Origin of the sequence: Lacticaseibacillus suibinensis, assembly GCF_003946175.1 — a bacterium.
Lineage (GTDB): Bacteria > Bacillota > Bacilli > Lactobacillales > Lactobacillaceae > Lacticaseibacillus > Lacticaseibacillus suibinensis.
Genome location: NZ_RHOK01000001.1, coordinates 179,957 through 202,226, shown reverse-complemented (window position 1 = coordinate 202,226; position 22,270 = coordinate 179,957). Strand labels below are relative to the sequence as shown.

The window sequence follows — 22,270 nt, the reverse complement described above, 5'->3', positions numbered from 1 at the left end:
GCAGCATTAGTCTTTGTCATAGCGGGTAGTTGGTTTTTCTGGTATGGGAGCCCGTTCAAGGCATACTTCCTGATGCTGTGCGCGAACCTGATGTTGACCCTGCTTGTACTGGTGGGTCGTGAAGTATGACTTGGCGGGGCCATAACAAGTACCACGCGAATAAGACGGAGACCGCAGACGGCAAGATTGCTGACAGCATGGCCGAGGCGGCGTACTACAACCAACTTCTTCGGCAGGACGTGCGATTTACCTACCACCAGAGCTTTGAGATTCTGCAGAGCTTCACGCTCAACCGGAAGCAATACTCGAAGCGGGTGTATACCCCGGACTTCTGCATCTACGAAGGCGAGAAGCTGGTCAAGGTAGTGGACGTGAAGGGCGGAAACGCCACGATGACGACAGATGCCAAGCTCCGCATCGCAATATTCATGCGGCGCTACGGTCTGCCGGTGACGGTGGCCAGATATGACTACAAGACAGGCCTGTTCAGTGAAGAACAGGCGTAGGAGGACAAATGGACTATACAAAATCAGTTGAGGCCTGGGCAGAAGCCCGTGGCCTTGACGTATGCGACCCAAAGGCCCAGATGAGCAAGCTAATGGAAGAGGTCGGAGAGTTGGCAAGGGGCATCAACAAAGGCAATCGTGACCAGACAAGCGACAGCTTGGGCGATATTCAAGTTGTGTTGACCGTATTGGCCCTACAAGTGGGTTTGCATCAAGACACGTGTTTCCATCTCGCCTACAACGTTATCAAAGACCGCCAAGGCAAGATGGTGAATGGTGTGTTCGTGAAGGAGGCTGATCTCCATGATTAATAGCATCGCACTAACAGGCCGCCTGACCCGTGACGTGGACTTGCGCTACACGCAAAGCGGCACCGCAGTCGGCACGTTCACGCTGGCAGTTGACCGGCAGTACAAGCGGGACGGCGAACCAACAGCGGACTTCATCAACTGTGTGATCTGGCGCAAGAGCGCGGAGAACCTCGCCAACTTCACCCACAAAGGCTCACTGGTCGGTGTCGAAGGTCATATCCAGACACGAACCTACGACAACAACCAAGGCCAGCGCGTATTCGTGACCGAAGTGGTGGTTGAGAACTTCGCCCTGCTGGAGCCAAAGAGCTCGCAGCAGGTCGCACCGGCCCCACAGCCTCCACAGGCGGCGCCTCAGCAGGCGGGTGGAACAACTTACCAAGCTCAGGCCCAACCAGCGCAGACGGCACCACAGACGTCAAATGACCCGTTCGCAAGCAATGGCAAGCAGCTAGACATCAGCGATGATGATCTGCCGTTCTAGTCGGGAGGAAGCAAGTATGACAGATAAAGTAAAGCTTTACGTCGTGCGGAACGACGATGGTGAATATTTGATGGACCCAGCTTTTGCAGCATGGTTTCCTGACTGGACAGATGACATTATTACGGCTGACCTGTATGAACACAAAGAAGCGGCGGAGGAAACAGCCAATGAATGCGATGGCCACGTGGTCGAGCTAGTCGAGAAGCCGGCGAAGGTCGTGGTGAGCGAAGAGGAAGCGGAGATGCTGGAGCAGGCGAAGTGTGATGATGACCCCGCCGAGTTAATTGTCGGGTTCGTCAACTCTCATGACAATTATGACGATGACTGCAAAGCGGAAGACCGCCTCATGCGCGCCTACGTCAACGGCTACACCGTGGCAAAATAGAAGAAATATCTGGTATTCAAAGAACTAGGCGGCAAGCAGAAAAACAAACTATTTGCTCAAGCATACCGATCTTCAATTTATCCCGGGACCATCTCATGGATTCTTACTAATGAAGTCAAAAGTGGGTCATGGGCTCAGTTCACTGAATCAGAGATTGAGCATTACGGCTTGCAAGACTGCGAAAAAGAAGAGGTGACTGACGATGACGAATAAAACTATTCAAGTAGCTAACCACTGGTTTAACGATTCTGGAGACGTAGAAATTGTACTCTTGAAGCCACTTGTTGATAGAGAGCTGATTAATAACTTGTTTTGGTATTCAGGTGATGAACGACCACTATGGAGACGTGGTACAGCATTAAGTGATGATGAAGTAATGGCTACGCATCCTTATAAGCAACGAAAAATGCAGTCAATTAATGATGACATTCCCAATGACTGCTATATGTCTTTGACGTAAGAGGTAACCGACGATGAGGTATGAATGTCGAAATATGTTTGGTGGCGAAGTAATTGCCACATTTAGGACATACGAAAAAGCAGAGGAGTTTATCGACGCAGAAGCGGACTATCCAGATTGGTGGACTGTCCCTGTAATGACTATTGTGGAGGTGACTGACGATGAGCAATGAGACAAAGCGGGACGTGTTCGAAGAACTGTTGGATAGCTACATGTATTCTGAAGATATAGTCATTGATGAGATATCGACCGATGGTGTGGCTGATAGATTAAACCTTGGAAATATTATTGCATCAACTCGATATCGTTATGATGCCGCCTTGCCAGATGATCTGCCGATGATTCCTAAATCAATTAGTGAATACATCAAAAACTTGCATAAATTTCATCGTGATCTTGTTGATGTATTCGGAATGGTACGTGACCTAGGCATTACCCGCACAGAACCTACTGGGGTTTTGGTATGGGTAGCTCACAACACTGACACCTTCGCCCGTGCATGGTTGCTAGGTGTCTGGCGTGTTGAAGAAAAAGGGGATGTAGTCAAACTATGAAAAAATCAGAACCAACATACACCATCATTGATGGGGGTGGCATTGATTCATGCGGACTGACGTATGACGAAGCTGTTTCACGTTTCAAGACGCTATCAGACGCAAATGAGTTCGATGCAGAAGATGGAGACGGAATAGCCGATGGTGATGAGGAGCTTTTCACGGTGCGACTGGTTAAGGAAATTAAGAAAGCCGGTCCCGTTATACGGGGCAACGGTTGGAAATGGGAGGAGGAGAAATGAACTTACATGAGCAATTCAAAGGTGGCTTCACACGTGGATCAGGGATTCGCACTGAGGAAATCCTACACGATGATCGTGTTACAAACGAACATGTGCTTCAGTTCCTGATGTATGATGCTAACCTCTATCCTTGCCCGAATCTAAGTACTTGGAAACCAAAGGCTAGGCAAGCAGTCATCGACCTGACGTTTCTCTGCTACACAATCATCTTCTTGCTCTATGAAGTTCTGGACAAGCTGGAGGAACGCCAATGAATGACCGACATCGCCGTGTGCAGAAGCTGAGGAAACAGCAGGCGGCAGCCGAGCGCAGACGCTTGAACCGTGAGCTCCGGGCATATCTGACGGCGTTCGAGAAGGTGTGCAGAGGCGCAACGGTCGCATTCACACGATTTGCCGATGAGCTCAAGCACGCTATGCAGCCACAAAAATAGTGCAAAAAAATAGCGCACCACCGGCACGCTGATTGGATCTCGACAATTCAATTCTACCACAAAGGGAGTGCAGGGCATGGGGCGTTTGGTCCAATCATATTTCAGGCGGCTTGACCGTGAGGCGACCGCCGAAAATGCAGAAGGGTTGCTGAGTGACTTTCGGCACCGCGAACAGAAAGCAAAACGGGCGGACGTGCTGGGGCTCAAGTCACCTGCTATGGATGGCATGCCTCGCAATGACACGGTCGAAAATTCAGTGGAGCGGCGTATCACTGACCACCTCAGCGACCAAGAGTTTGTGGAGCGGGTCAGGCGGGCGCTGGAGTGCATCGAGGACGACACATCACGCCTGATTTTGCAGGGCCTGTACATAGGCCGCCCAATCAAAGCCGAGGCACTGATGGAACGGCTGACGATGAGCAACACAGCGTACTACCACGCCAAAGAAGAAGCACTGGTGGCGTTCGCGGAAGTGTGGCCACCGGTGCCAAGCGAGCTTCTGGTGTACAGGACGGTGCGTGATGATGGGTGAAGGCGAGTATATTACAGTGTGCGCCAGATTATGGCAACCTAAGGAGAATGACGATGGCGATTGGGTTGATGACTACTCGGTCTCAAATGTAGTCATGAAGCGGGCAGACTTCCAGAGATGGCTTGCTGGCGACAAAGGCGGTGTGGTGCTCACGATTGATGACGGTCAGTGGCAAGCAGTTAAGTTAGATAATATTGTCGATATGAGCGCTTCGGAGTGTAAATAACGACACAAGAGCGACACAAGAGCTATGAAGAAGCGACACAACAACGATACCTAGTGCAGTATTATGGTATTGTGCCAAAGGTGAGAACCTAAGACATCGCCTGGCTACCTTGACGATTAGTAGCATGGCGAACTTATATGCCTCCTTAGAGGCTGAGCTGCCCGGTTGAGCGGGACCAGCCACGGCAGGTCGTGGCACAGTTCTTTGTCCGGTTTAGCGACCGGACACAGCTTGCGACGATCCCTGCTGACGGGGGAGCGAGCAACACAAAATGGCCAGTGTAGGAAGATACGCTTACATCGGATGGTGGCGCCACCGTTAGCGGCCCGGCGCGGTATCCGGGAGTGTGTCAGTGCAACCGAAATGGACCACCCCCGGGTGTGCCGGGTTCGATTCCCGGCGGTTGCAGAACCGGTAAAGCTCAGCGTGTTTGCTAGCACGGATGATGAGCGAATATAAAGCGTGGTCACATGCTTGCACTTCAAGGCAATGTGGGGACCACCGAAACCGAGGGCTCAGAAACCATCGCCTCGGATAGCATGGAGTGAGAGTAGCCAATTGGTACGGCACCCCGTCATCAGGCGGGAAATATGTGGGTTCGATCCCCACCTCTCACGTGGAGTAGGCACCGGAATATGGCACTTCATTAAGGTGAGGTGCTATTTTTGTGCAAACAAATAGCCTGGCGCTGTCGTGTTAGCAAACAAGAAGAGAGGAAGCAACAGCATGGACGTCAACAAGATGCTCGGGGTACGCGAGTCATTCCAGGCACCAAGCAAACTAATGACAATCCTTCACGACGATAAACGGCGCTCAGAATTGATTGCACAATATCGTGCCGAGTATCCTGACCTGACCCGTGACCATTTTCGTGAATATTTTATGGGGTCACAGTCTGATCGTAAGGGTGATAAGCAAGACTACACACCTGATTCGATTGGTGACATTATTTATGGCATTGTTGGTCCGCGTATGCGTGTGCTCGATATAGCCGGCGGCATTGGCGGGTTAACTATCCATCAGTGGGCGGGTAGCCAATCCGGGTCGTTTGTGGTGGAAGAAATCAGCAGTGCCTCGTTGCCGTTTTTACTGTTCAACTTGTTAGTGCGTCACATTGATGCAATTGTCGTTCACGGTGATAGCTTAGAACGCGTTGCCAAGTCGATTTATCAAGTGGATGGTGAGTCACTCGCAGAGTTGCCTAAGACGCCAGAAACGCTGGAAAAGTTTGCATTGCGGGGGTGGGTTAATGAGCTATGATGCTGTGATCTCAAATCCACCTTACTCACTCGATTGGAGCATGAACAAGTCTTTGGCCATTGATGGCTACCCGCTCGCTCCGAAATCAAAAGCTGACTGGCAATTTGTACTTGAAGGCATAGACCAACTAGACGACAACGGCGCCGCAGTCTACGTGCTGCCTCATGGCGTTCTGTTCCGCGGTTCGGCTGAGGCCAAAATTCGGCAGCGGGTGATTGAAGAAGGTCACCTCGATGCGGTGATTGGCCTGCCCGACAAGCTGTTCGATGTGACCGGCATTCCGGTCTGTCTGCTTGTGCTCAAGAAGCACCGAGCGGCCACCGACACGCTATTCATTGATGCCAGCCAAGACTTCGAGAAGGCCAAAAACAAGAATATTCTAAAGCCTGAGCACGTCAAGAGAGTTGTCGAAACCTATCAAGCACGCGAAGACGTAGACAGGTACGCCCACGTGGCCACGTTTGAGGAGATGCGTGAGAACGAGTTCAACCTCAATATCCCACGGTATGTCGATACCTTCGTGCCTGAACCGGTGCCGACGCTAACCGAGATCATGAATGACATGAGCGATATAGATGCGCAGGTTGCACACAACGAGCAGGAGCTCGCGACCCAGTTTAGCCAGCTCAAGGCACGCACGCCAGAGGCACAAGCCGAGCTAGACAGGTTTGTGAAGTTCTTTGGCAAGCGTGCTAAGCAACACAGAGAGGAGCAACTGACGCTACTATGATTGACTTCAATTCACACGAACGCGTCAGACTTGGCGATGTAGCTGAGTTTGGGCGTGCCAAGGCGGGACACATCTATCCGCACGGCGCCAGCACATTCCAAATCTCCGCGACCAGAGGGCAAGTCGGGTATCTCGAAAAGCCCGGAACCGTGCCAGCTAAAGACGCAGTGATTATCCCGCAGGCAGGCATCAACCCGCGTTACTTCAACATCGTGATGCAGATGAACGCCGCAGAGTTTATGCGGATATATGCGACGGGCCTCAACGTTCAGGAGCATGAGCTGGCCAGCTTCCCCATTGACCTGCACAACTATGACACGCAGGACGCCATCGTGGAGATGGTGCTGGCCGTTGACGACAAGGCTGATGAAGCAGAAGCGGAACTTCGGGCCATGCAGGAGCTCAAGAAGAAAATGCTGAACTCGATGATGGTGTAACAAAAGCAAACTAAACCCCGGAGGTGTGGTGATATGTAATGGCAAAACGAAAACTAACGGCCAAACAGCGCAAGTTTGTCGACAAGTATGTTGAGACAGGCAACGCCAAAGAGGCCGCCATCGAGGCCGGTTACAGCATCAACACCGCCAAACAGATGGGAACCGAAAACCTGTCTAAACCTGTCCTGAAAGAGGCCATCGAGGACCGCATGGCAGAAATGGCAAGCAACACCATTGCCAGCGCCAAAGAGGTGCTCGAATACTACACGAAGGTCATTCGGGGCACTGCACGCGAAACCGTTGTTGTTGACGGCATCAATGGCCCAAAGCAGGTGGATAACCCGCCAACAATTAAGGACAGGCTGGCAGCAGGCAAAGAGTTACTCAAGCGCTACCCAGAAAACGACCAACTGCTCAAGGCACAAATTGCCAAGCTGAAAGCCGATGCAAGAAAGTCGAAGGCGGAGGCCGACATTTCGGAGGCCAAGGCAAAGCAGTGGCTAGAAAACGGAGACACCGTAGAGGATGCAATTTCACGTTACCTTGATCTGTTAGGAGGTGCGATTGATGGGACTAAACCAGCTGTACACCCCGAAACAGATTCAGGTGCTGCGGACAGTGACAAGTCGTGATTGGCATATCCTGATCAACCACGGGGCAGTTCGGACCGGGAAAACGGTGCTGGACAATGACCTATTCCTGATGGCATTAAAACGCGTGCGGAAGATAGCTGATGAAGACCACATCGTTGAGCCCAAGTACATTCTCGCTGGTGTTAGTAGTAAGACCATCGAGGCTAACGTACTATCAGAGCTGCGCAACCGTTATTCTATCAACTTCAAATTCGACCGCTGGGGTAACTTTAAGCTGTTCGGAGTGAAGGTTGTCATGGCTTACACTGGCTCGATTGCTGGGCTTGGGGCTATTCGTGGGATTACATCCTACGGTGCTTATATCAATGAGGCCTCACTTGGTGTGCGTCAGGTGTTCGCTGAAATTGTACAGCGTTGTTCAGAGAGAGGTGCCCACATCATTTGTGACACTAACCCAGATAACCCTGAGCACTGGCTCAACCGTGACTACATCAAAAAGGCGGGTACAGTCGATGGTCCTAATATCCTTCAGTTTCACTTTGAACTTGATGACAACACCTTTTTAGATCCAGAGTACAAGGAAAACCTCAAGCACGACACGCCCTCCGGTATGCTATATGACCGCGCTATTAGGGGATTATGGGTCGCCGGAGAGGGCATGGTCTATCCAGACTTTGACCGTACACTGATGAGCATCAGCCTGAAAGACGCGGATAGACTCCACTTCGACCGGGTTGTTGCCGGTGTTGACTGGGGCTGGGAACACTGGGGCTCAATTGTCGTTGTTGGCGTCAAGGAAAGCCTTCATACTGGCCGAGATACTTACTATGTCATTCGTGAATATGCGCATCAGCACTACGATATTAACGACTGGGTAGCCATCGCGCATCGGATAACCGGTGAGTTTGGACAGATACCTTTCTACTGTGACTCGGCACGGCCCGAGCATGTGGCTAGATTTCAGCAGGAAGGCTTCAATGCGATGAATGCGAATAAGTCGGTCATGCCCGGCATTGAAGCAGTGGCTAAGGCGATGAAACAGGGACGCTTCTTCATTGTTTACGATGAAGCGCCCCGTTTTCGTCAGGAGGTATACTCATACGTTTGGAACGAGAAGTCGGGTGTGCCAAATAAAGAGATGGACGATGATCAAGACGCTATTCGCTACGCCATCTACTCTGACACTCAGATGCAAAGGCAAAAGAAACAGAACCCTAGTCCCAGTGCTCGTCTGGCTGCATTACAACAGCTAGGCCTTAGGAGATGAATTAATTGGCATCAATAAACAACTTTGAGAAGGGGCTTGATACCCCAACCAATACAAGTTATATGAGTTGGTTTTCAGTGGACTCAAATATCAATTATCGCTATGAAAGTGCGGACGCCTTGTTGGCTCACCCGGAGGTCTTATCGATCATGATTCGGCACCACTTCCAAAATCAAGTGCCGCGTCTGCAAATTCTCGATCAGTATTACAAGGCCAAAAACACGACGATTATGAAACGTCCGAACCGTAAAGATGATGAGCGAGCCGACTATCGCATTGCTAACAACTTCGGGAAAGTAATCAGCCAATTCATGGTTGGCTATATGACCGGTAACTCTATTCAAGTGGCCGATAAAGACGACCAGAACATTGACAAGATGATTGCTGATGTGAACGACGTCAACGACGCCGACTCCGAGAATAGTGACTTGGCTTTGGACCTGTCCAAATATGGACGGGCATATGAGCTTTTATGGCGCGATGAGGAAGACCAGGACCGTTTTGCATTGTCTAACGTCTTTGAGACCTTTGTAATCTACGACACAACCATTGAACGAAAGCCAATCATGGCGGTACGGTATCCACGACTTGGCTTTGCGACAGACGGGCAGGAAACAGTGCAGCCAATTGTGTATACGGCCGATGCAGTTTACACCTTCCCAGTGACCCCACTTGGTTCTATCACACTCAAAGCAGAGCAGGCAGTCACGGAACCTCACAGGTTTGGTGGCGTGCCGATTGTAGAGTTTAGCAATAACAGGTTCCGTTCAGGTGATTATGAGGATGTTATTCCACTTATTGATGCTTACGATGCTGCCCAGTCAGACCTAGCCAACTATATGACTGATTTGAACGACGCAATGCTATGGCTCAACGGTGACTGGACCAAGGCCGGCTGGACTGCGGAGGACTTGGTCGCTTTAAAAAAGGCTAACATTCTGGCTACTACAGATGCAGTTGGGCCAGATGGCAGCAGGTATCCAACAACAGCCCAGTACATTTACAAGCAGTATGACGTTACTGGCACAGAGGCACACCTCAAGCGGCTAGTTGACGATATCCACACCATGTCCAACGTGCCTGATCTTAACGACACAAATTTCAGCGGCACCCAGTCTGGCGAGTCAATGAAGTACAAGCTGCTAGGTTTGGACCAGGTATGTGGTGTTAAAGCCAAGATGTTCAAGCACGGGTTACTTCGGCGCTATAAACTCATCATGAGCTTGCGCGCTGGCATTAAAGAACTTTCAAAAGTCGATACAACCGGCATCAGCATTAATTTCAGCTACAATTTGCCGAAAGCCATTACGTCTGACTTGCAAGCATATACAGCTGCACAAGGCGAAATCTCTGAGAAAACACTGATGGGCTTATTCCCATCGATTATTCCTAATCCCGATGCCGAGATTAAAGCACTGGACAAGGCTGCAGGCGGCAAGCGTCAGCAGGGCTTCATGTCTGACGAAGAGAAAGCCCGGGCATTCAAGCAATCAGGCCAGCAGACACAAGGTGAACAACAATGAGCAGACAGCTTGATTATTGGACCCGCCGTGAACGAGCACGTCAAGCTGACCTAGCCAAACAGCAAGATAAAGCCCTAGATACAATCAAAGGCCAACTTAATGTCGCACGCCGTGAAATACAGAAGCTAATTTCTGCGTTTTGGGGTAACTACGCCGGAGCTATGGGTTTGTCGATTACCGATGCCTATAAGCTCGCGTCAAAGATGGACGTGCAGGATTTTGCCGACAAAGCTGCTGAATACGTCAAAAATCGCGACTTTAGCGATCAGGCAAATAGTGAACTCAAGACATACAACTTGAAGATGCGAGTCAACCGATATGAGTTGCTCTTGCGGGAAATTGACTTAGAACTCTCCAAACTCGGAGATAAGAACATCAAAGTCAGCAAAAACATGCTCTCAAAGGTGGCAATCGATGAGTTCACAAGGCAAGCGGGTATTCTTGGCCCATCAGTGGTCTGGGCTCAGGCTGAAGTTGATGCACTCATCACTGCTAATCATCAGAATGCTACGTTCATGGATCGCTGGTACAACTCTAGCGCTGATTTGCAGGGAGAGCTCGACCGTGTCATTCGGGCAGCTATCATCTCCGGACGACATCCGGCACAGTTTGCCCCTCAAGTTGCCAGCAAATTTGATACGGCAACTTGGGAAGCGCGTAGGTTGCTCATAACCGAGACAGCCAACGTTCAGACCAGCGTTCAAAAGCGGTCATTCGAACGGTCCGGTTTCACGCAGGGCAGACTGATTGCCGAGGCGTCAGCATGTAGCATCTGCCTGCCGCTCAACGGCAAACTAGTCGAACTTAAGGATATGGAGCCAGGTGTATCTGCACCGCCTATTCATCCGAACTGCCGCTGTAGCATAGTGCCAGCATTTGAAGACAAGGACTGGGATAACTCACTCGATAGGCGCGGCATTAAATCGCTAGAGGACTCGAAGAGCGATGAGGCCGCTTTCATCAAACATATTGCGGAATATCAGGTAATGAAATTAAGCCATAACTGAAGCAAATGATTGAAGTAAGCGCAGGGGTGGCGCTAAACTCGGCCGACAAAATCAAATATACTGGCTGGGATCTCCAGCAAAACTGAATAAGATGAACATAAGCACACTGAGCGACGGCTCGGGGTGCTTTTTGTTTACCCCAAAGGCGGCGATTGAGAGGTACTGACTGGGATAGGAGGAACCAACATGGATACTGAAGTAGAAAACCAGGAAACCCAAGTTGAGACTGAAGATACAAAGCAAGAGGGAAAAACTACCCCTGTTTTGCCGGGTACTCAGTCGGAACTCGATGCCGCCATTGGCAAAGCGGTAGACAAGGCCCTTAAGAACAATGACAAAAAGTGGCAAGGCAAGCTCGCTGATGAGGTCAAGAAGGCTAATGAACAGGGTGCCTCTTACGCCAAGATGACGAAAGAGCAGCAACACGAAGCCGACCTTGATGCTCGTGAGCAGAAGGTCAAACAGCAGGAGGAAGCCCTGGCCGAAGCCCAGCTTCTGAATGATGTGACCGCCGACCTAACTGAAAAGGGTCTGCCCACCGTATTTGCTAAGCCGCTTGCCAAGATTGGCGATAATGAAGCCATCTCGCAGGCTGTGAGCGACATTAAGCAGGCTTGGGATAACTCGGTAGCTGCCCAGCTAAAAGCCAGTGCGCGGCAAACTACGCCGCCGTCTAGCGTGAATGTCCTGAGTACAGACGACAGTTTTAACCTAGCAAAAGTAGCAGCTGATGCTCGAATTATTAAAAATTAGGAGGAATTACCATGGCTTTAAAACGAGAAACATTTAACCCCGATAACACAATGATGCGGGAGGCACCAGACGGCACCGTCCCGGCAAAGTTCCAAGCTTTAATTCTCAAGGATGTAGTCGAGAACTCAAAGTTAATGCAGTTGGCCAGGTTCGAACAAATGGACGACCTGAGCAAGAGCTTTGAGGTCTTTGCTAAGGGTCCTGGCGCGTACTGGGTCGATGAAGGTAATCGAATTCAGACCAGCAAGGCTGAATATGTTCCCGTTACGATGCAGGCCCACAAGTTGGCAGTTATTTTGTTGGCTTCCCGTGAATACTTGAACTACAAGCAGAGTGCGTTCTTCACAGAAATGCAGCCGAAAATTGCTGAAGCCTTTTACCGCAAATTTGATGAGGCAGGTATTTTAAACGTTGATAACCCATACAAATTCAGCTTAGCGCAGAGTGCCACTGCAGCGGGTAACGAAGTGGTCGATGACATCAGCTTTAACAGTTTACTCAAGGTTGAAGACGTGCTGATTGACCACGATATCGAAGCCAATGCTTGGGTGAACAAGGCCCAAAACAACACGCTGTTGCGGAATGCGACGAAGGTCGAAAATGGCACCACTGAACGCCTTTATGATCGTTCTGGCAGCAACATTGACGGTATTCCGTTCGTCAATTTAAAGTCTGACAGCATGAAGAAGGGCGAACTGTTCGCTGGTGACTTCGACTATGCCTTCTATGGCATTCCTGGGAATATCCAGTACAAGATTTCCGAAGATGCACAGTTGTCCACCATCGTTGCGGCCGACGGCAAACCTGTCAACTTGTTTGAACAGGACCTGTTCGCACTGCGCGCCACAATGGATGTTGCCTTCATGATCGTAAAGGATGAAGCCTTTGCCCACCTGTCCCCAAAAGCGTAGCGCCTGACGCTGGAGGCGGTTCCAGTAGCTCAGGCTTCAACCCTAATGGTTCTATGAAACCAACAGACGCGCAGACAGTCGATGAGATTAAGGCCTGGCTGACGGCGCATAGCATTGACTTTACCGGCAAGACGGTAAAGGCTGACTTGCTGGCTCTTGTGCCTACGGAATAGCGGGGTGAGTTGTAATGGCTGACGATGAGGGCATTGCTAAAGAACAAGAATCCTTAAGTGATCTCATGAGTCTAATTGATGGCAAGGCGAAGACAGAGGACAAGCTTGGTATTATTCGCAAGCTAACCGCCAAACGTCTAGCCCGTCTTCTCCATGAGGACAAGGTACCGGAGGAGTTTGACGACGTTCTTCAAGAGGTGACGCTCAAACGGTTCAGGCGGCTTGGCAATGAGGGAATGACAGCTTACCATGAGGCCGGAGAGGCCCTGAGCTTCCCGGACTCTGACTTTGATGAGTACGCTGGCGAAATCGCGAGCTATCGTGAAGATAACGGTAACGGTGCGGCTCATGGGGCGGGAGTGTGGTTTGCGTGAATTATGATCGCAGAGTCACTTTCATATACCCACAGCCAGTTATTGAAGACCCTACCTTTAACGCAAATATCACACAATTAGGGCCTGATGAGGCATTGACCATTTTCGGCGATGCCAAACAGAGGCCCTTTGTTGTGCGATTACCAGTTTCGGTACCAGTGCAGTCGGGTTATGTGCAGCTAGATAGTGGTGTCAATCTGCAAATCACTGCAGTGACGCAGCTGCGCCAGCGAACCACTCTCTATGGAGTTGAATATCATGGCCGGATATGAGGTGGGCTTTGATGGACTTGATGCCCTTATGGCCAAACTTGACCGCGTCGCGACACTGCAGGATGCCAAAAACGTTGTTAAGCAACATACTGCACGCCTTGCCCAAGAGGCATCCGTCTTGGTGCCAGTTGATACGGGCAACTTGAAGCGTTCTATGTTAGTTATCATCTCTTCTGATGGGCTTGCATCGTTGGTGTCTTTCCGCACGGATTACGCCGCCTACGTTGAGTACGGCACGCGCTGGTTTGTTGGGCGACGCTTCCTTGGTATTCCTTTTCTTATTGAGAAGGTGGCGTTCATAAATGACATGGAAAGGCTGGTGCGGTGATGAAAAACCCATATGAGGAGATTTTTCAGACAATAAAAGACCTGTCACAGCGCTGTGGGTATGCCACATTTGACTATTTGCCAGATGAAAGCCAGGGGTACCCCTTTGTTTTTATAGGCGAGCAGGTTAACTCAGACCAATACACCAAGGACCGTGTACTTGGTCGGACTAACATTTTGGTCCATGTGTACGCCGAATACAATCGGCGTACAGAGGTGGCAGAGATACTCGAACGGCTCTTACGAGTGACTTCGATGTATCGGCGGACACCTAACTTTCAGTATAGGGTGATGTCCAGCAGTACAAATATTGTCGGCGACAAGCCAGATGGCATTCCGCTGTGGCACGGCATCCTATCAGTTGATATCGAATATTACTAAAAGGAGTGAGCAATTTGGAAACACCAATCAAAGGTAAAGATCGTGTACTGATGTTCCGGTTGGTTCAGGACCGGAGCAAGCTTTATGCAACACGGCTGGCTCTGCAGACCACCCACACCATCAAGGAGTCGAGTAAAACAGATACTACCGCCACAAAAGACGGCTCTGCGGCATCTGCGGGTGAACTGGAGACCTCAATCGATATTGAGGCGTTGGCCAGTGATACGTTGACAAATGATATGCTGCATTACGCTGTCAAGAATCAGCTTGAAGTGGAGGTATGGGAGATTGACTTCACAAAGCCCGTATTAGGAACGGATGAGAAGCCTACCGGCAAGTACGCCTCACAGTATGGTTCCGGGTACCTATCGGACTGGGAAACACCAGCTGAAGTCGGTAGCAATGCCACCATCAAAACCACTTTGACCATTAACGGCCAGCTGGTTAAGGGAAATGCGACGGTCTCCAAGATCGATGCTGCGACTGTCAACAACTTCTTCCGTGACACCACTCCTGGTGCTGAGGAAGAGGCCCCGCTGCCTGACTACAAGGCTCCAGACAGCAACGCGCCCAAGGAAGACGGTACGGCGGCCCCAAAGTAGTGCCGGAAACGGGTGGTGAAGAGAATGAAGCTCCTGCAGGGAGTGAATCCGACACCACTCCCGCTTCCGGCAAATAGCCTAGACAAGTAACAGAGACGAGTAGGCGAAAGCCGAGCTGAGACGATTAACCATTGGAGGAAAAAGCAATGAGCACAACAATCACATTGAACGGTGAAGAATATGAATTGGCACTAACCATCGGTAGTCTGAAGGGCCTTGGTTTGATTCCCAATAATTTGGAAAACAATCTTGATAAGATGACCGACATTCTGTCGGGACTACTTACTGGTGACCCATTCACTTTGCTAAACACGCTCAAAATTCTGCTGAAGAAGGACAACGTGAAGCCAGAAGAAATCGAAGCAGCCTTGGCCGAAGATAACACACCCGAGCTTTTCGATAAGGTGGAGACTTTTTTCGAGACTTCTCCACTTACCAAAGTTATGGCAGCAAAAATCGTTCCAGCACTCAAGCAACACCTGAGCAAGCTGGACGAAGTGGAAGTTTCCGATTAGAAGACCTCTACACCACTATGTGGGAATACTACCCTGCACTCTCCAAGGCCGAGATCGAAAACATGACACTTGAAGAGTATGGCCAGCGGGTCAAGGCTCATTTGTTGAGGCAAAACGACCAAAAGCAGATTGCCTTTGAAACGCCCTTTGTCGCGCGTCAGGCGAATGCCTATGACAAAGATGGCCATTGGGTTATTGACTCTTTAAATCGCATTATCGATCTGGACAAAGAGCGCAGGCAAATTACCGGCGAGGCGGAAGCCGAAGTCAACCAGTACCTTGAGCTATCCAGGCGTGCTGAACGTGCTCGACGGGAAGCCATACAACAAATTGAGAAAGGAGGGTAAATATGTCTGAAAGCATGAGCGTTGACGCTAGATTCGGTGTCAAAGACGCGGGCCTGTCCAGTTTTGTTAGACGGCTAAAAGGCGATATGACAGACCTCTCGCAGACCCCAAAAAAGATATCAGCTGGTTTCGGTAGTATTTTGAAGGGTGCTGGCGTCTTCAAGGCGGTTTCGGCAAGCGTTGATTTGCTAAAGTCTTCAATCGGCGGTGCGGTATCGCGGTTTGATACTCTGAATAATTTTCCGAAGATTATGAAGAACATGGGCGTGGCAACCAAGGACAGCACCGCAGCCGTCAACAAGCTCAGTGATGGCATCGATGGCTTACCTACGGCGCTGGACGATATGGTCTCAACCACACAACGGTTCTTCCCTGTTGTTAAGAACAACATCGCCAAGGCAACGGACTCATCGTTGGCCTTGAACAATGCGTTTTTGGCCAGTGGGGCCGCCGCTGGTGATGCCTCTCGGGGGCTGACCCAATATGTACAGATGCTGTCATCCGGTAAGGTCGATATGATGTCCTGGCGTTCTTTGCAGGAAACCATGCCTTATGCACTGGGTAAAGTGGCCAAGTCATTTGGCATTGTCTCAGGTAACACCCAAGAGCTTTATGACAAAATCAAGAAGGGCGACATTACGATGGCGCAGCTTAATGACCGGTTCATTCAGCTCAATGCTGGTGCCGGTGGCTTTGCCGAGATGGCTAAAACTGCTACCGGTGGTATTGGTACTGCCTTCGTCAACCTGGGCAACCGTACCAAAAAAGGTATGGAAGTCGTTATTGAGTCACTCAACAACGCTTCTCAAGAACTCACTGGCGGTTCGATTGCGCAGCACATCAGTGACTTGGGCAATCTGATTGCCAACACATTTAAGGCGATTGCTGGGTATATCAGTAACTCGGTTGGCAAAATTCGGCCCTACCTTGAAATTCTCAAGACCGCGTTCAGCGAGATGGCTCCGCCTGTTAAAGAGGCAATTGAGGCCATCAAAGTTTCATACAATGACCTCTATGCGACTGCGGGCAATACAGCCCCAATTGATAACTTCAGAGGGGCAATGCAGAACGTTGTCGGCGTTGTCACCAATGTATCTAACTTCATTCGTGATAATTCAGATAAGGTTGCCTACCTGATCACGCAGTTACCCAAGCTACTGAAGGCTTGGTTGGCCTTCAAAACAGTCGGCCCGGTGCTTTCCATTGTAACTGGGGGTCTCAAAACAGTCGGCCCGGTGCTTTCCATTGTAACTGGGGGTCTCAAAAAAGCGGGCACCGCTATTGAGCTAATCAAGAAGGCAAACAATGCGGTTGCCCCAGTCCTAACTTCGGCATGGACCAAGGCAAGCGGCAGCATCAAGACCTTTGGTACTGTTGCTAGTCAGCTTGTGACCAAATTTGGTTCAATCAAGTCCGCCGCCAGTGCCTTGCAAAGTGCTGGTGGGCTACATTCCGACCTGATGGGTTCGTGGCGCACATCTATCATGGCGTTTATTCCCGAAAGTAGGAACGCAGTCAGCAGTCTAGGAATGGTTCAACGTAGTATAGGCTCATTTGGCGCCAAAACAATCAGCGCCTTCAAGGCCATTCCAGGTGTCCTTACTTCTGCAGTGACACACCCGATTGCCTCATTGTCCGGCGTCTTTAGTTCTATGGCGTCCGGCGTTGGGGCTGCCCTTGGCTCTATCACGACGTTGCTTGGACCAGTTGGCCTCGCGATCGCGGCGGTTGTTGCTGCAGTCGTCGGCCTAGTCGTGGCTTGGAAAAAGAACTTCATGAATATTCAGGGGTTCACCAAGTCGGTATTCTCAGGGATTGGTAAGTCGCTCAGCTCATTAAAGGACATGTTCAAACCGCTTTATGGTGCCTTTAACGACTTGAAGCCGGCAATTGACGTCGTTACCAAGGTACTTGGCGGGGCTTTCGTGGTCACACTAGCTGCTGTAACAGTCGCAATCGGCGGCGTCGTAGATGCAATCCGCTATATTGTCATGGGCGTTGCCGATGTCATTATCGTGATTAAGTCCTTGATTACCCTGATTTCTAAGGGCGGCAGCGCGATTGGTAAGTTCTTTGGTGGCGACTTTAAGGGAGCTGCCAAGGACGCTAAGGCCGCTCTTAGCGGGGTCGGCGATGGCATCAATGACATCAAGGAAAATTGGAGTAACTTTACTAGCAACTCCGCAACCGGTGCCGTAGTGACTAGCTTCTCGGAGCTTGGTAAGAAGACTGATGAGGTGAACGCCAAGTCGGCCAAGCTGGCTAAGAACTGGAAAGGCTACTCGGCGCAAATTACATCAAGCAATAAGTCAGTCGAAAAGAGCTTCGACAAGGTTTCTGAGGCCGCGCTTCAGGCCTTCGCCGGCACAAAGATGGAAGCCTATGCCACGGCGGCGAAGGGCATCATGTCTGGGTACTCTGCCAACCAAGTGGAAATTCAAAAGCAAGCACATGCTAAGCTCGAGGCAGCAGATAAGGCTAGTGGTGAACGGCGTCGACAGTTGCAAAATCAAGCAGCGCAATTAATGCTGCAAGACCAGACCAAAGGCAACCAGCAGATGCAAGACATCATGAGCCAGAACACGCAGATGCTGACAACAGGCAAGACTGCTGAAGGTGAGGCCCTGACTAAGGAACAGCGCACGGCTCTGGAGGCTCAAAACGATGCCATCAGGCAGGCACTGCTCAAGCAGTCAGACATGCAACTTCAGGCCTTTACCTTGGAGATGCAGAACAAGAAGAATTGGACCACGCAGGATACCCAGCAAATGGTCACAATTCTCAATCAGCAGAACCAAATTCGTCAGCAGGCGGTGACCGCGAACAACGCTCAAATCACGCAGTTGGAAGCTCAGCAGCGTGCAGCTAAGACCGCCACCGAGCAGCAATATTACGCAAAGCAGATTGCAGACCTCAAGACGGCTAACACGCAGCAGTTGCAAGAAATCTTCAATAACAACATGCAAAAGCTGCAGGCCTATCAACAGAGTGGTCAGCTAACCAAGCAGACCTTCAGTCAAACCCTCACTCAGATGAACATTTCAACGAATGCTCAACTGACTACAATGCTGGGCTTTGTCAATCAGCATGCGGGCACTATCCAAAACCGTCTGCTAGTGATGGCACAGTATATGAAGAGCGCGGGCGTTGATGGTGCCGCAGGACTGGTACACGCAATTTCAATGGGTGACTATGCAACCGCTGGCAAGATGGTCAATGACAAGATGATTGGTAGCCTAGGATCACTACCGAACAGTATGTTCAAGGGTGGTGAGAAGGGTCGCAATCAGTTCATTGCCGCTATGAAGGCTGGCAAAGTGGAAGATGCTGGTAAATATATCGCTGACCAGTCGACTAAGGGCGCCGACACTGGCAAAGACAAGTTGAAGGGGTCTGGTAAAAAAGGCGGCGATAGTTTTAACAAGGGCCTCAAGGAAAAGAAGGATGCTGCTCATAGCGCGGGATCATCACTCGGCAAAAGCGGGGCGAAGGGGGCTCACAACCAATACAGCTCCTTCTATGATGCTGGCGGCTACGTTGGTAGCGGCCTAGCTGCAGGTATTACCTCGAAGTCGAAAGTCGTCTCCAACGCAGCAGCTCAGGTTATCAAAGATGCCAAGACGGCTGCAAACAAAGCCGCAGACAGTCATTCGCCTTCCCGCGTGTTTAAGTACCAAGTCGGGAAATGGCTGCCCCTCGGTGTCGCTGCAGGGATTGATCAGTACTCCGTCGAGGCCCGCCGCTCTGCGGTGGCCATGATGAATGGCGTTCGTCAGAGCGTCAATGCGTCTGGTGCCATGAATATGTTTTCGGGTTCCGCGAGTGTCGAAATTGGCACAAGTAATAGCGTGCTCAATGTACTAAATGCCATGCTCAGTGAACTAAAAGGCGGGAAACAAATTGTGCTCGATGATGGCACCTTGATTGGGGCCACCACCGCTGGATATGACCAGTCACTTGGCCAACTCACAGGAAAGAAAGGGCGGTATAGCTTTGGCAGTGGAAATTAACGAGTACATCGAAGTGGGCGCCTTCAATAGCAAGAGCATCGGTCTTTATCTCACCGACCGGGATGCACCTACCCCGACTGAAAAAGTGATTACTGAGAGTCTAGATTATATGGATGGTGTTTTGGATTTTTCGAACATCACAGGAGAACGATTCTATGACATGCGTACCCACACCTTTACTTTTTGGGCTGGGAATATGGACTATCCGGCCCGAAAGGCGCTAGAAGACAAGGCCAAGCAGCAGCTTATGTCTGGCTTTGAAACAAAGCTCTATGATACGCATGACGCTGGTGTTTACTGGGTTGGCAAATGTGCTTCCGTGAGGGTGACAGATAACTCGCAGGCTCGTTCGCTAACAATCGTCGCTGTCTTCACGTTGCACCCGTACGCCATCAAGGACAACACCGATAGTCGTTATCCACCAGATAATTGGGACACGTTTGATTTCTTCAATGATTTCCTGCAGCCATTCACTTTTCAGGTCAACGACAGTTTGAAAGTCAAACTGATGAATATCGGTGAGACCCAGATTGTGCCACAGATCATTACTAGCGGAAATATCACTATTACCAACTCGGACGCTCAGAAGTTTATCTTTACGCCTAACAAAGAAACTGATTATCTCTTTAGCTTGGCACGAGGTATGAACGAGTTGACCATCACAGGATCGGCCACGGTTCGCTTTGTCCTCAAGACGGAGGTGATGTTGTAATGTATCGAGTCGTAGTCTACAAAGGAGAGGCAGATAAAACGGGTGAGGTTCTCCATGAACCCCGCCCGTTTGGTAATAAAGTAATTTCCGGAGATATTGATTTGCCATTCAACGCAGTTAGCACTGCTGAGTTCAAGGTGCCATTGCAGAACACGCTTTATCGTCAAATTGTGCCTATTACCTCACTGGTCAAGGTTTTCGATACCGTTTCCGGTGAGACGGTATTTGACGGCCGCGTCGCTAAGGTTTCCGGTGAGTTCAGTAGTACCCACACTCAGACCATCGAATGTGAAGACTGCTTGGCGTTTTTGCACGATAGCTCACAGACATATCGAAAGGTACAAAACACCAGCATCGCTCAATTCTTTACGACGTTGATCAACTACCATAACAGTCAGGTTGAGCCATACAAGCAGTTTAAGGTTGGCCGCGTCACAGTGGCGAATTCCACAGATAACGTCTATCGCTATACCGACGATGCGGCTGACACCTTTGACACCATCAAAGATAAGCTGGTTGACCGTCTTGGCGGGTACGTGGTCTGGCATCGAGAAGCTTCTGGCCAATTGGTCATTGAGTATCTAGCGCAGTATGGTGAGGACGTTGATACACCAATCATGCTTGGTAAAAATCTCAAATCGGCCAAACGCGACTTTGATGTCACCGAGTTAATTACTCGGTTAGTGCCAATTGGCTCAGTTATTGAGCAGTCGACAGCGTCTGTCGACACATCAGCCGATGCAGCTCAGCCCAAGACAACGATTGAAGGGGTCAACGGTGGAGTTCGATATCTTGAGGACAAGGCATTAGTCGACCGCTTCGGCATCATTCAAAAGCCTGTGGAGTGGCAGGACGTGAATCAGCCTTTAATCCTGAAGGCCAAGGGCCAAGAGTACTTAAACCAGCAGCGTATTGGCTTGTTGTCCTGGACGGTGTCCGTAATGGACATCTCCGCCCTAGACCCGGCTTATCAATCGTTTAAACTCGGCAACACCTATCCAATTATCGACCCCTATTTGAATGCGACCGAAAGGCTTCAAGTCACCGACCAGAAGCTCAACGTAGTTCGGCCGCATACAATGACGCTTCAAATTGGGACCCAAAATCAAACTCTTTCGCAGTTTCAGCTGGATTACCAGGCCGCCATGACCTTTGTCAAAGAGCAGCGCGCCCTGACCAGTCAATCACTAGCGGATATGAAATCGCAGTTGTCCACCTTGAACGCAATCAAGGACAAATTGCCAGAGCAGCAGTCCCAAATTGATGACCTGGTCAGGAGAATTAATGAGCTTGAGGGCAACTCAGGTTATTACGAGGGTTCCATTATCGATGTGAGCTACTACCAGAAGGATATTGATTGGGTCGCTGTTCAGAAGGCTAAGTTGGCCCTAGCTATTGTCAGAGTGCAGGACGGTTCTAGCTTTGAAGATCCTAAACATGTCACCTATTTGACAGATATTAACAACCTGGGCATCAACTATGCGGTGTATGCCTTCTTCAGGGCGGTCTCGACTGCAGATGCAGCCACTGAGGCAACCGACTTCTTCAACCGAACGCAGCAAACTGCCATCAAGGGCAGACAACCACGCTTCTACGCAATCGATGTTGAGGCTGAGACGATGAGTGACATGCGAAGCGGTGTCGCCGCATACATGGACCAGTTAAATAAGCTAGGCGTCCCAGATAGTCGCATTGTGATCTATGTTGGTCAATATACCCAGGCTGATTGGAACTTGAACACAGCTCGTGCAGGCGCCCTATGGGTACCGGCATACGGTACTGATGATGGTACGGTCCAGGTAAGCCATCGGCCACCACTGGGGCAAGACCTATGGCAATACACCAGCAAAGGAACAATCGCTGGCATCACTGGAAACGTAGATATGAGTACCGAGCCAAGTGCAAAGTTCAAGTCAGCGTTTTTATCGAAATGAGGTGAGTAA

28 protein-coding genes, 1 tRNA gene and 1 pseudogene are annotated in these 22,270 nt (G+C 50.2%); all 30 read left to right on the top strand.

Annotated elements, in window-relative coordinates:
• Positions 1-125 precede the first annotated feature (125 nt).
• Positions 126-506, top strand: a complete 381-nt coding sequence (locus EKM90_RS00990; protein ID WP_125579176.1) for a DUF1064 domain-containing protein — start codon at positions 126-128, stop codon at positions 504-506.
• Positions 507-514: 8 nt separating this feature from the next.
• Entirely contained in the window at positions 515-817 is a 303-nt protein-coding gene (locus EKM90_RS00985; protein ID WP_125579175.1) for a MazG-like family protein, read from the top strand.
• The gene (gene ssb / locus EKM90_RS00980; protein WP_125579174.1) at positions 810-1,301 is read left to right on the top strand and encodes a single-stranded DNA-binding protein; all 492 of its coding nucleotides are present in this window, start codon (positions 810-812) and stop codon (positions 1,299-1,301) included. Before EKM90_RS00985 ends, ssb begins: the two co-directional genes overlap by 8 nt.
• 16 nt (positions 1,302-1,317) lie before the next feature.
• Entirely contained in the window at positions 1,318-1,686 is a 369-nt protein-coding gene (locus EKM90_RS13170; RefSeq protein ID WP_318530969.1) for a hypothetical protein, read from the top strand.
• 135 nt (positions 1,687-1,821) lie between these two features.
• A pseudogene (locus EKM90_RS13285) lies at positions 1,822-1,899 on the top strand (DUF1642 domain-containing protein); the annotation flags it as partial.
• Entirely contained in the window at positions 1,889-2,146 is a 258-nt protein-coding gene (locus EKM90_RS00970) for a hypothetical protein (protein WP_125579173.1), read from the top strand. The pseudogene EKM90_RS13285 and the gene EKM90_RS00970, both read left to right, overlap by 11 nt.
• 161 nt (positions 2,147-2,307) lie before the next feature.
• The gene (locus EKM90_RS00965; RefSeq protein WP_225422652.1) at positions 2,308-2,700 is read left to right on the top strand and encodes a hypothetical protein; all 393 of its coding nucleotides are present in this window, start codon (positions 2,308-2,310) and stop codon (positions 2,698-2,700) included.
• Entirely contained in the window at positions 2,697-2,942 is a 246-nt protein-coding gene (locus EKM90_RS00960) for a hypothetical protein (RefSeq protein ID WP_125579172.1), read from the top strand. The genes EKM90_RS00965 and EKM90_RS00960 overlap by 4 nt, the downstream gene beginning before the upstream one ends.
• Positions 2,939-3,196 (top strand): hypothetical protein, encoded by a 258-nt coding sequence (locus EKM90_RS00955; protein ID WP_225422650.1) that lies wholly within the window; start codon positions 2,939-2,941, stop codon positions 3,194-3,196. The genes EKM90_RS00960 and EKM90_RS00955 overlap by 4 nt, the downstream gene beginning before the upstream one ends.
• Before the next feature lie 255 nt (positions 3,197-3,451).
• A complete protein-coding gene (locus tag EKM90_RS00950; RefSeq protein ID WP_125579171.1) occupies positions 3,452-3,907 on the top strand; it encodes an ArpU family phage packaging/lysis transcriptional regulator in 456 nt (151 codons plus the stop codon).
• Positions 3,897-4,133: a hypothetical protein gene (locus tag EKM90_RS00945; RefSeq protein WP_125579170.1), complete on the top strand. Its 237-nt coding sequence runs from the start codon at positions 3,897-3,899 to the stop codon at positions 4,131-4,133. The genes EKM90_RS00950 and EKM90_RS00945 overlap by 11 nt, the downstream gene beginning before the upstream one ends.
• A gap of 544 nt (positions 4,134-4,677) precedes the next feature.
• Positions 4,678-4,750: transfer RNA gene (locus EKM90_RS12690), tRNA-Asp, on the top strand.
• Between the two features lie 109 nt (positions 4,751-4,859).
• Entirely contained in the window at positions 4,860-5,393 is a 534-nt protein-coding gene (locus tag EKM90_RS00940; protein WP_125579169.1) for a DNA methyltransferase family protein, read from the top strand.
• Complete coding sequence (locus EKM90_RS00935; protein ID WP_164507792.1) at positions 5,383-6,123, top strand: N-6 DNA methylase; 741 nt, start codon at positions 5,383-5,385, stop codon at positions 6,121-6,123. The genes EKM90_RS00940 and EKM90_RS00935 overlap by 11 nt, the downstream gene beginning before the upstream one ends.
• The gene (locus tag EKM90_RS00930; protein ID WP_125579167.1) at positions 6,120-6,560 is read left to right on the top strand and encodes a restriction endonuclease subunit S domain-containing protein; all 441 of its coding nucleotides are present in this window, start codon (positions 6,120-6,122) and stop codon (positions 6,558-6,560) included. The genes EKM90_RS00935 and EKM90_RS00930 overlap by 4 nt, the downstream gene beginning before the upstream one ends.
• A 38-nt stretch (positions 6,561-6,598) precedes the next feature.
• Entirely contained in the window at positions 6,599-7,192 is a 594-nt protein-coding gene (locus EKM90_RS00925; RefSeq protein WP_125579166.1) for a terminase small subunit, read from the top strand.
• Positions 7,128-8,420 carry a PBSX family phage terminase large subunit gene (locus EKM90_RS00920; RefSeq protein ID WP_125579165.1) on the top strand — a complete coding sequence of 431 codons (1,293 nt, stop codon included), beginning with the start codon at positions 7,128-7,130 and terminating at the stop codon, positions 8,418-8,420. Before EKM90_RS00925 ends, EKM90_RS00920 begins: the two co-directional genes overlap by 65 nt.
• 5 nt (positions 8,421-8,425) lie before the next feature.
• Positions 8,426-9,943 carry a phage portal protein gene (locus EKM90_RS00915; protein ID WP_225422648.1) on the top strand — a complete coding sequence of 506 codons (1,518 nt, stop codon included), beginning with the start codon at positions 8,426-8,428 and terminating at the stop codon, positions 9,941-9,943.
• Positions 9,940-10,950, top strand: coding sequence for a minor capsid protein (locus EKM90_RS00910; RefSeq protein WP_125579164.1), 1,011 nt, complete (start codon positions 9,940-9,942; stop codon positions 10,948-10,950). The genes EKM90_RS00915 and EKM90_RS00910 overlap by 4 nt, the downstream gene beginning before the upstream one ends.
• 186 nt (positions 10,951-11,136) lie before the next feature.
• Positions 11,137-11,703, top strand: a complete 567-nt coding sequence (locus EKM90_RS00905) for a capsid assembly scaffolding protein Gp46 family protein (protein ID WP_125579163.1) — start codon at positions 11,137-11,139, stop codon at positions 11,701-11,703.
• Positions 11,704-11,714: 11 nt separating this feature from the next.
• Positions 11,715-12,614 (top strand): phage major capsid protein, encoded by a 900-nt coding sequence (locus tag EKM90_RS00900; protein WP_125579162.1) that lies wholly within the window; start codon positions 11,715-11,717, stop codon positions 12,612-12,614.
• Between the two features lie 187 nt (positions 12,615-12,801).
• On the top strand, positions 12,802-13,161 hold the full coding sequence (locus EKM90_RS00895) for a phage head-tail connector protein (RefSeq protein ID WP_225422646.1): 360 nt from the start codon (positions 12,802-12,804) through the stop codon (positions 13,159-13,161).
• 243 nt (positions 13,162-13,404) lie between these two features.
• Positions 13,405-13,761, top strand: coding sequence for an HK97 gp10 family phage protein (locus EKM90_RS00885; RefSeq protein ID WP_125579160.1), 357 nt, complete (start codon positions 13,405-13,407; stop codon positions 13,759-13,761).
• A 254-nt stretch (positions 13,762-14,015) separates the two neighbouring features.
• Entirely contained in the window at positions 14,016-14,141 is a 126-nt protein-coding gene (locus EKM90_RS13105; protein ID WP_263852863.1) for a hypothetical protein, read from the top strand.
• Positions 14,142-14,155: 14 nt separating this feature from the next.
• Positions 14,156-14,743, top strand: a complete 588-nt coding sequence (locus tag EKM90_RS00880) for a phage major tail protein, TP901-1 family (protein WP_125579159.1) — start codon at positions 14,156-14,158, stop codon at positions 14,741-14,743.
• 146 nt (positions 14,744-14,889) lie between these two features.
• A complete protein-coding gene (locus tag EKM90_RS00875) occupies positions 14,890-15,258 on the top strand; it encodes a phage tail protein (RefSeq protein WP_125579158.1) in 369 nt (122 codons plus the stop codon).
• 17 nt (positions 15,259-15,275) lie between these two features.
• On the top strand, positions 15,276-15,605 hold the full coding sequence (locus EKM90_RS00870; protein ID WP_164507791.1) for a hypothetical protein: 330 nt from the start codon (positions 15,276-15,278) through the stop codon (positions 15,603-15,605).
• Between the two features lie 2 nt (positions 15,606-15,607).
• On the top strand, positions 15,608-19,615 hold the full coding sequence (locus EKM90_RS00865) for a tape measure protein (protein ID WP_125579156.1): 4,008 nt from the start codon (positions 15,608-15,610) through the stop codon (positions 19,613-19,615).
• The gene (locus tag EKM90_RS00860) at positions 19,605-20,327 is read left to right on the top strand and encodes a hypothetical protein (RefSeq protein WP_225422656.1); all 723 of its coding nucleotides are present in this window, start codon (positions 19,605-19,607) and stop codon (positions 20,325-20,327) included. Before EKM90_RS00865 ends, EKM90_RS00860 begins: the two co-directional genes overlap by 11 nt.
• Positions 20,327-22,261: a phage tail spike protein gene (locus tag EKM90_RS00855; protein WP_125579155.1), complete on the top strand. Its 1,935-nt coding sequence runs from the start codon at positions 20,327-20,329 to the stop codon at positions 22,259-22,261. The genes EKM90_RS00860 and EKM90_RS00855 overlap by 1 nt, the downstream gene beginning before the upstream one ends.
• Positions 22,262-22,270: the final 9 nt, after the last annotated feature.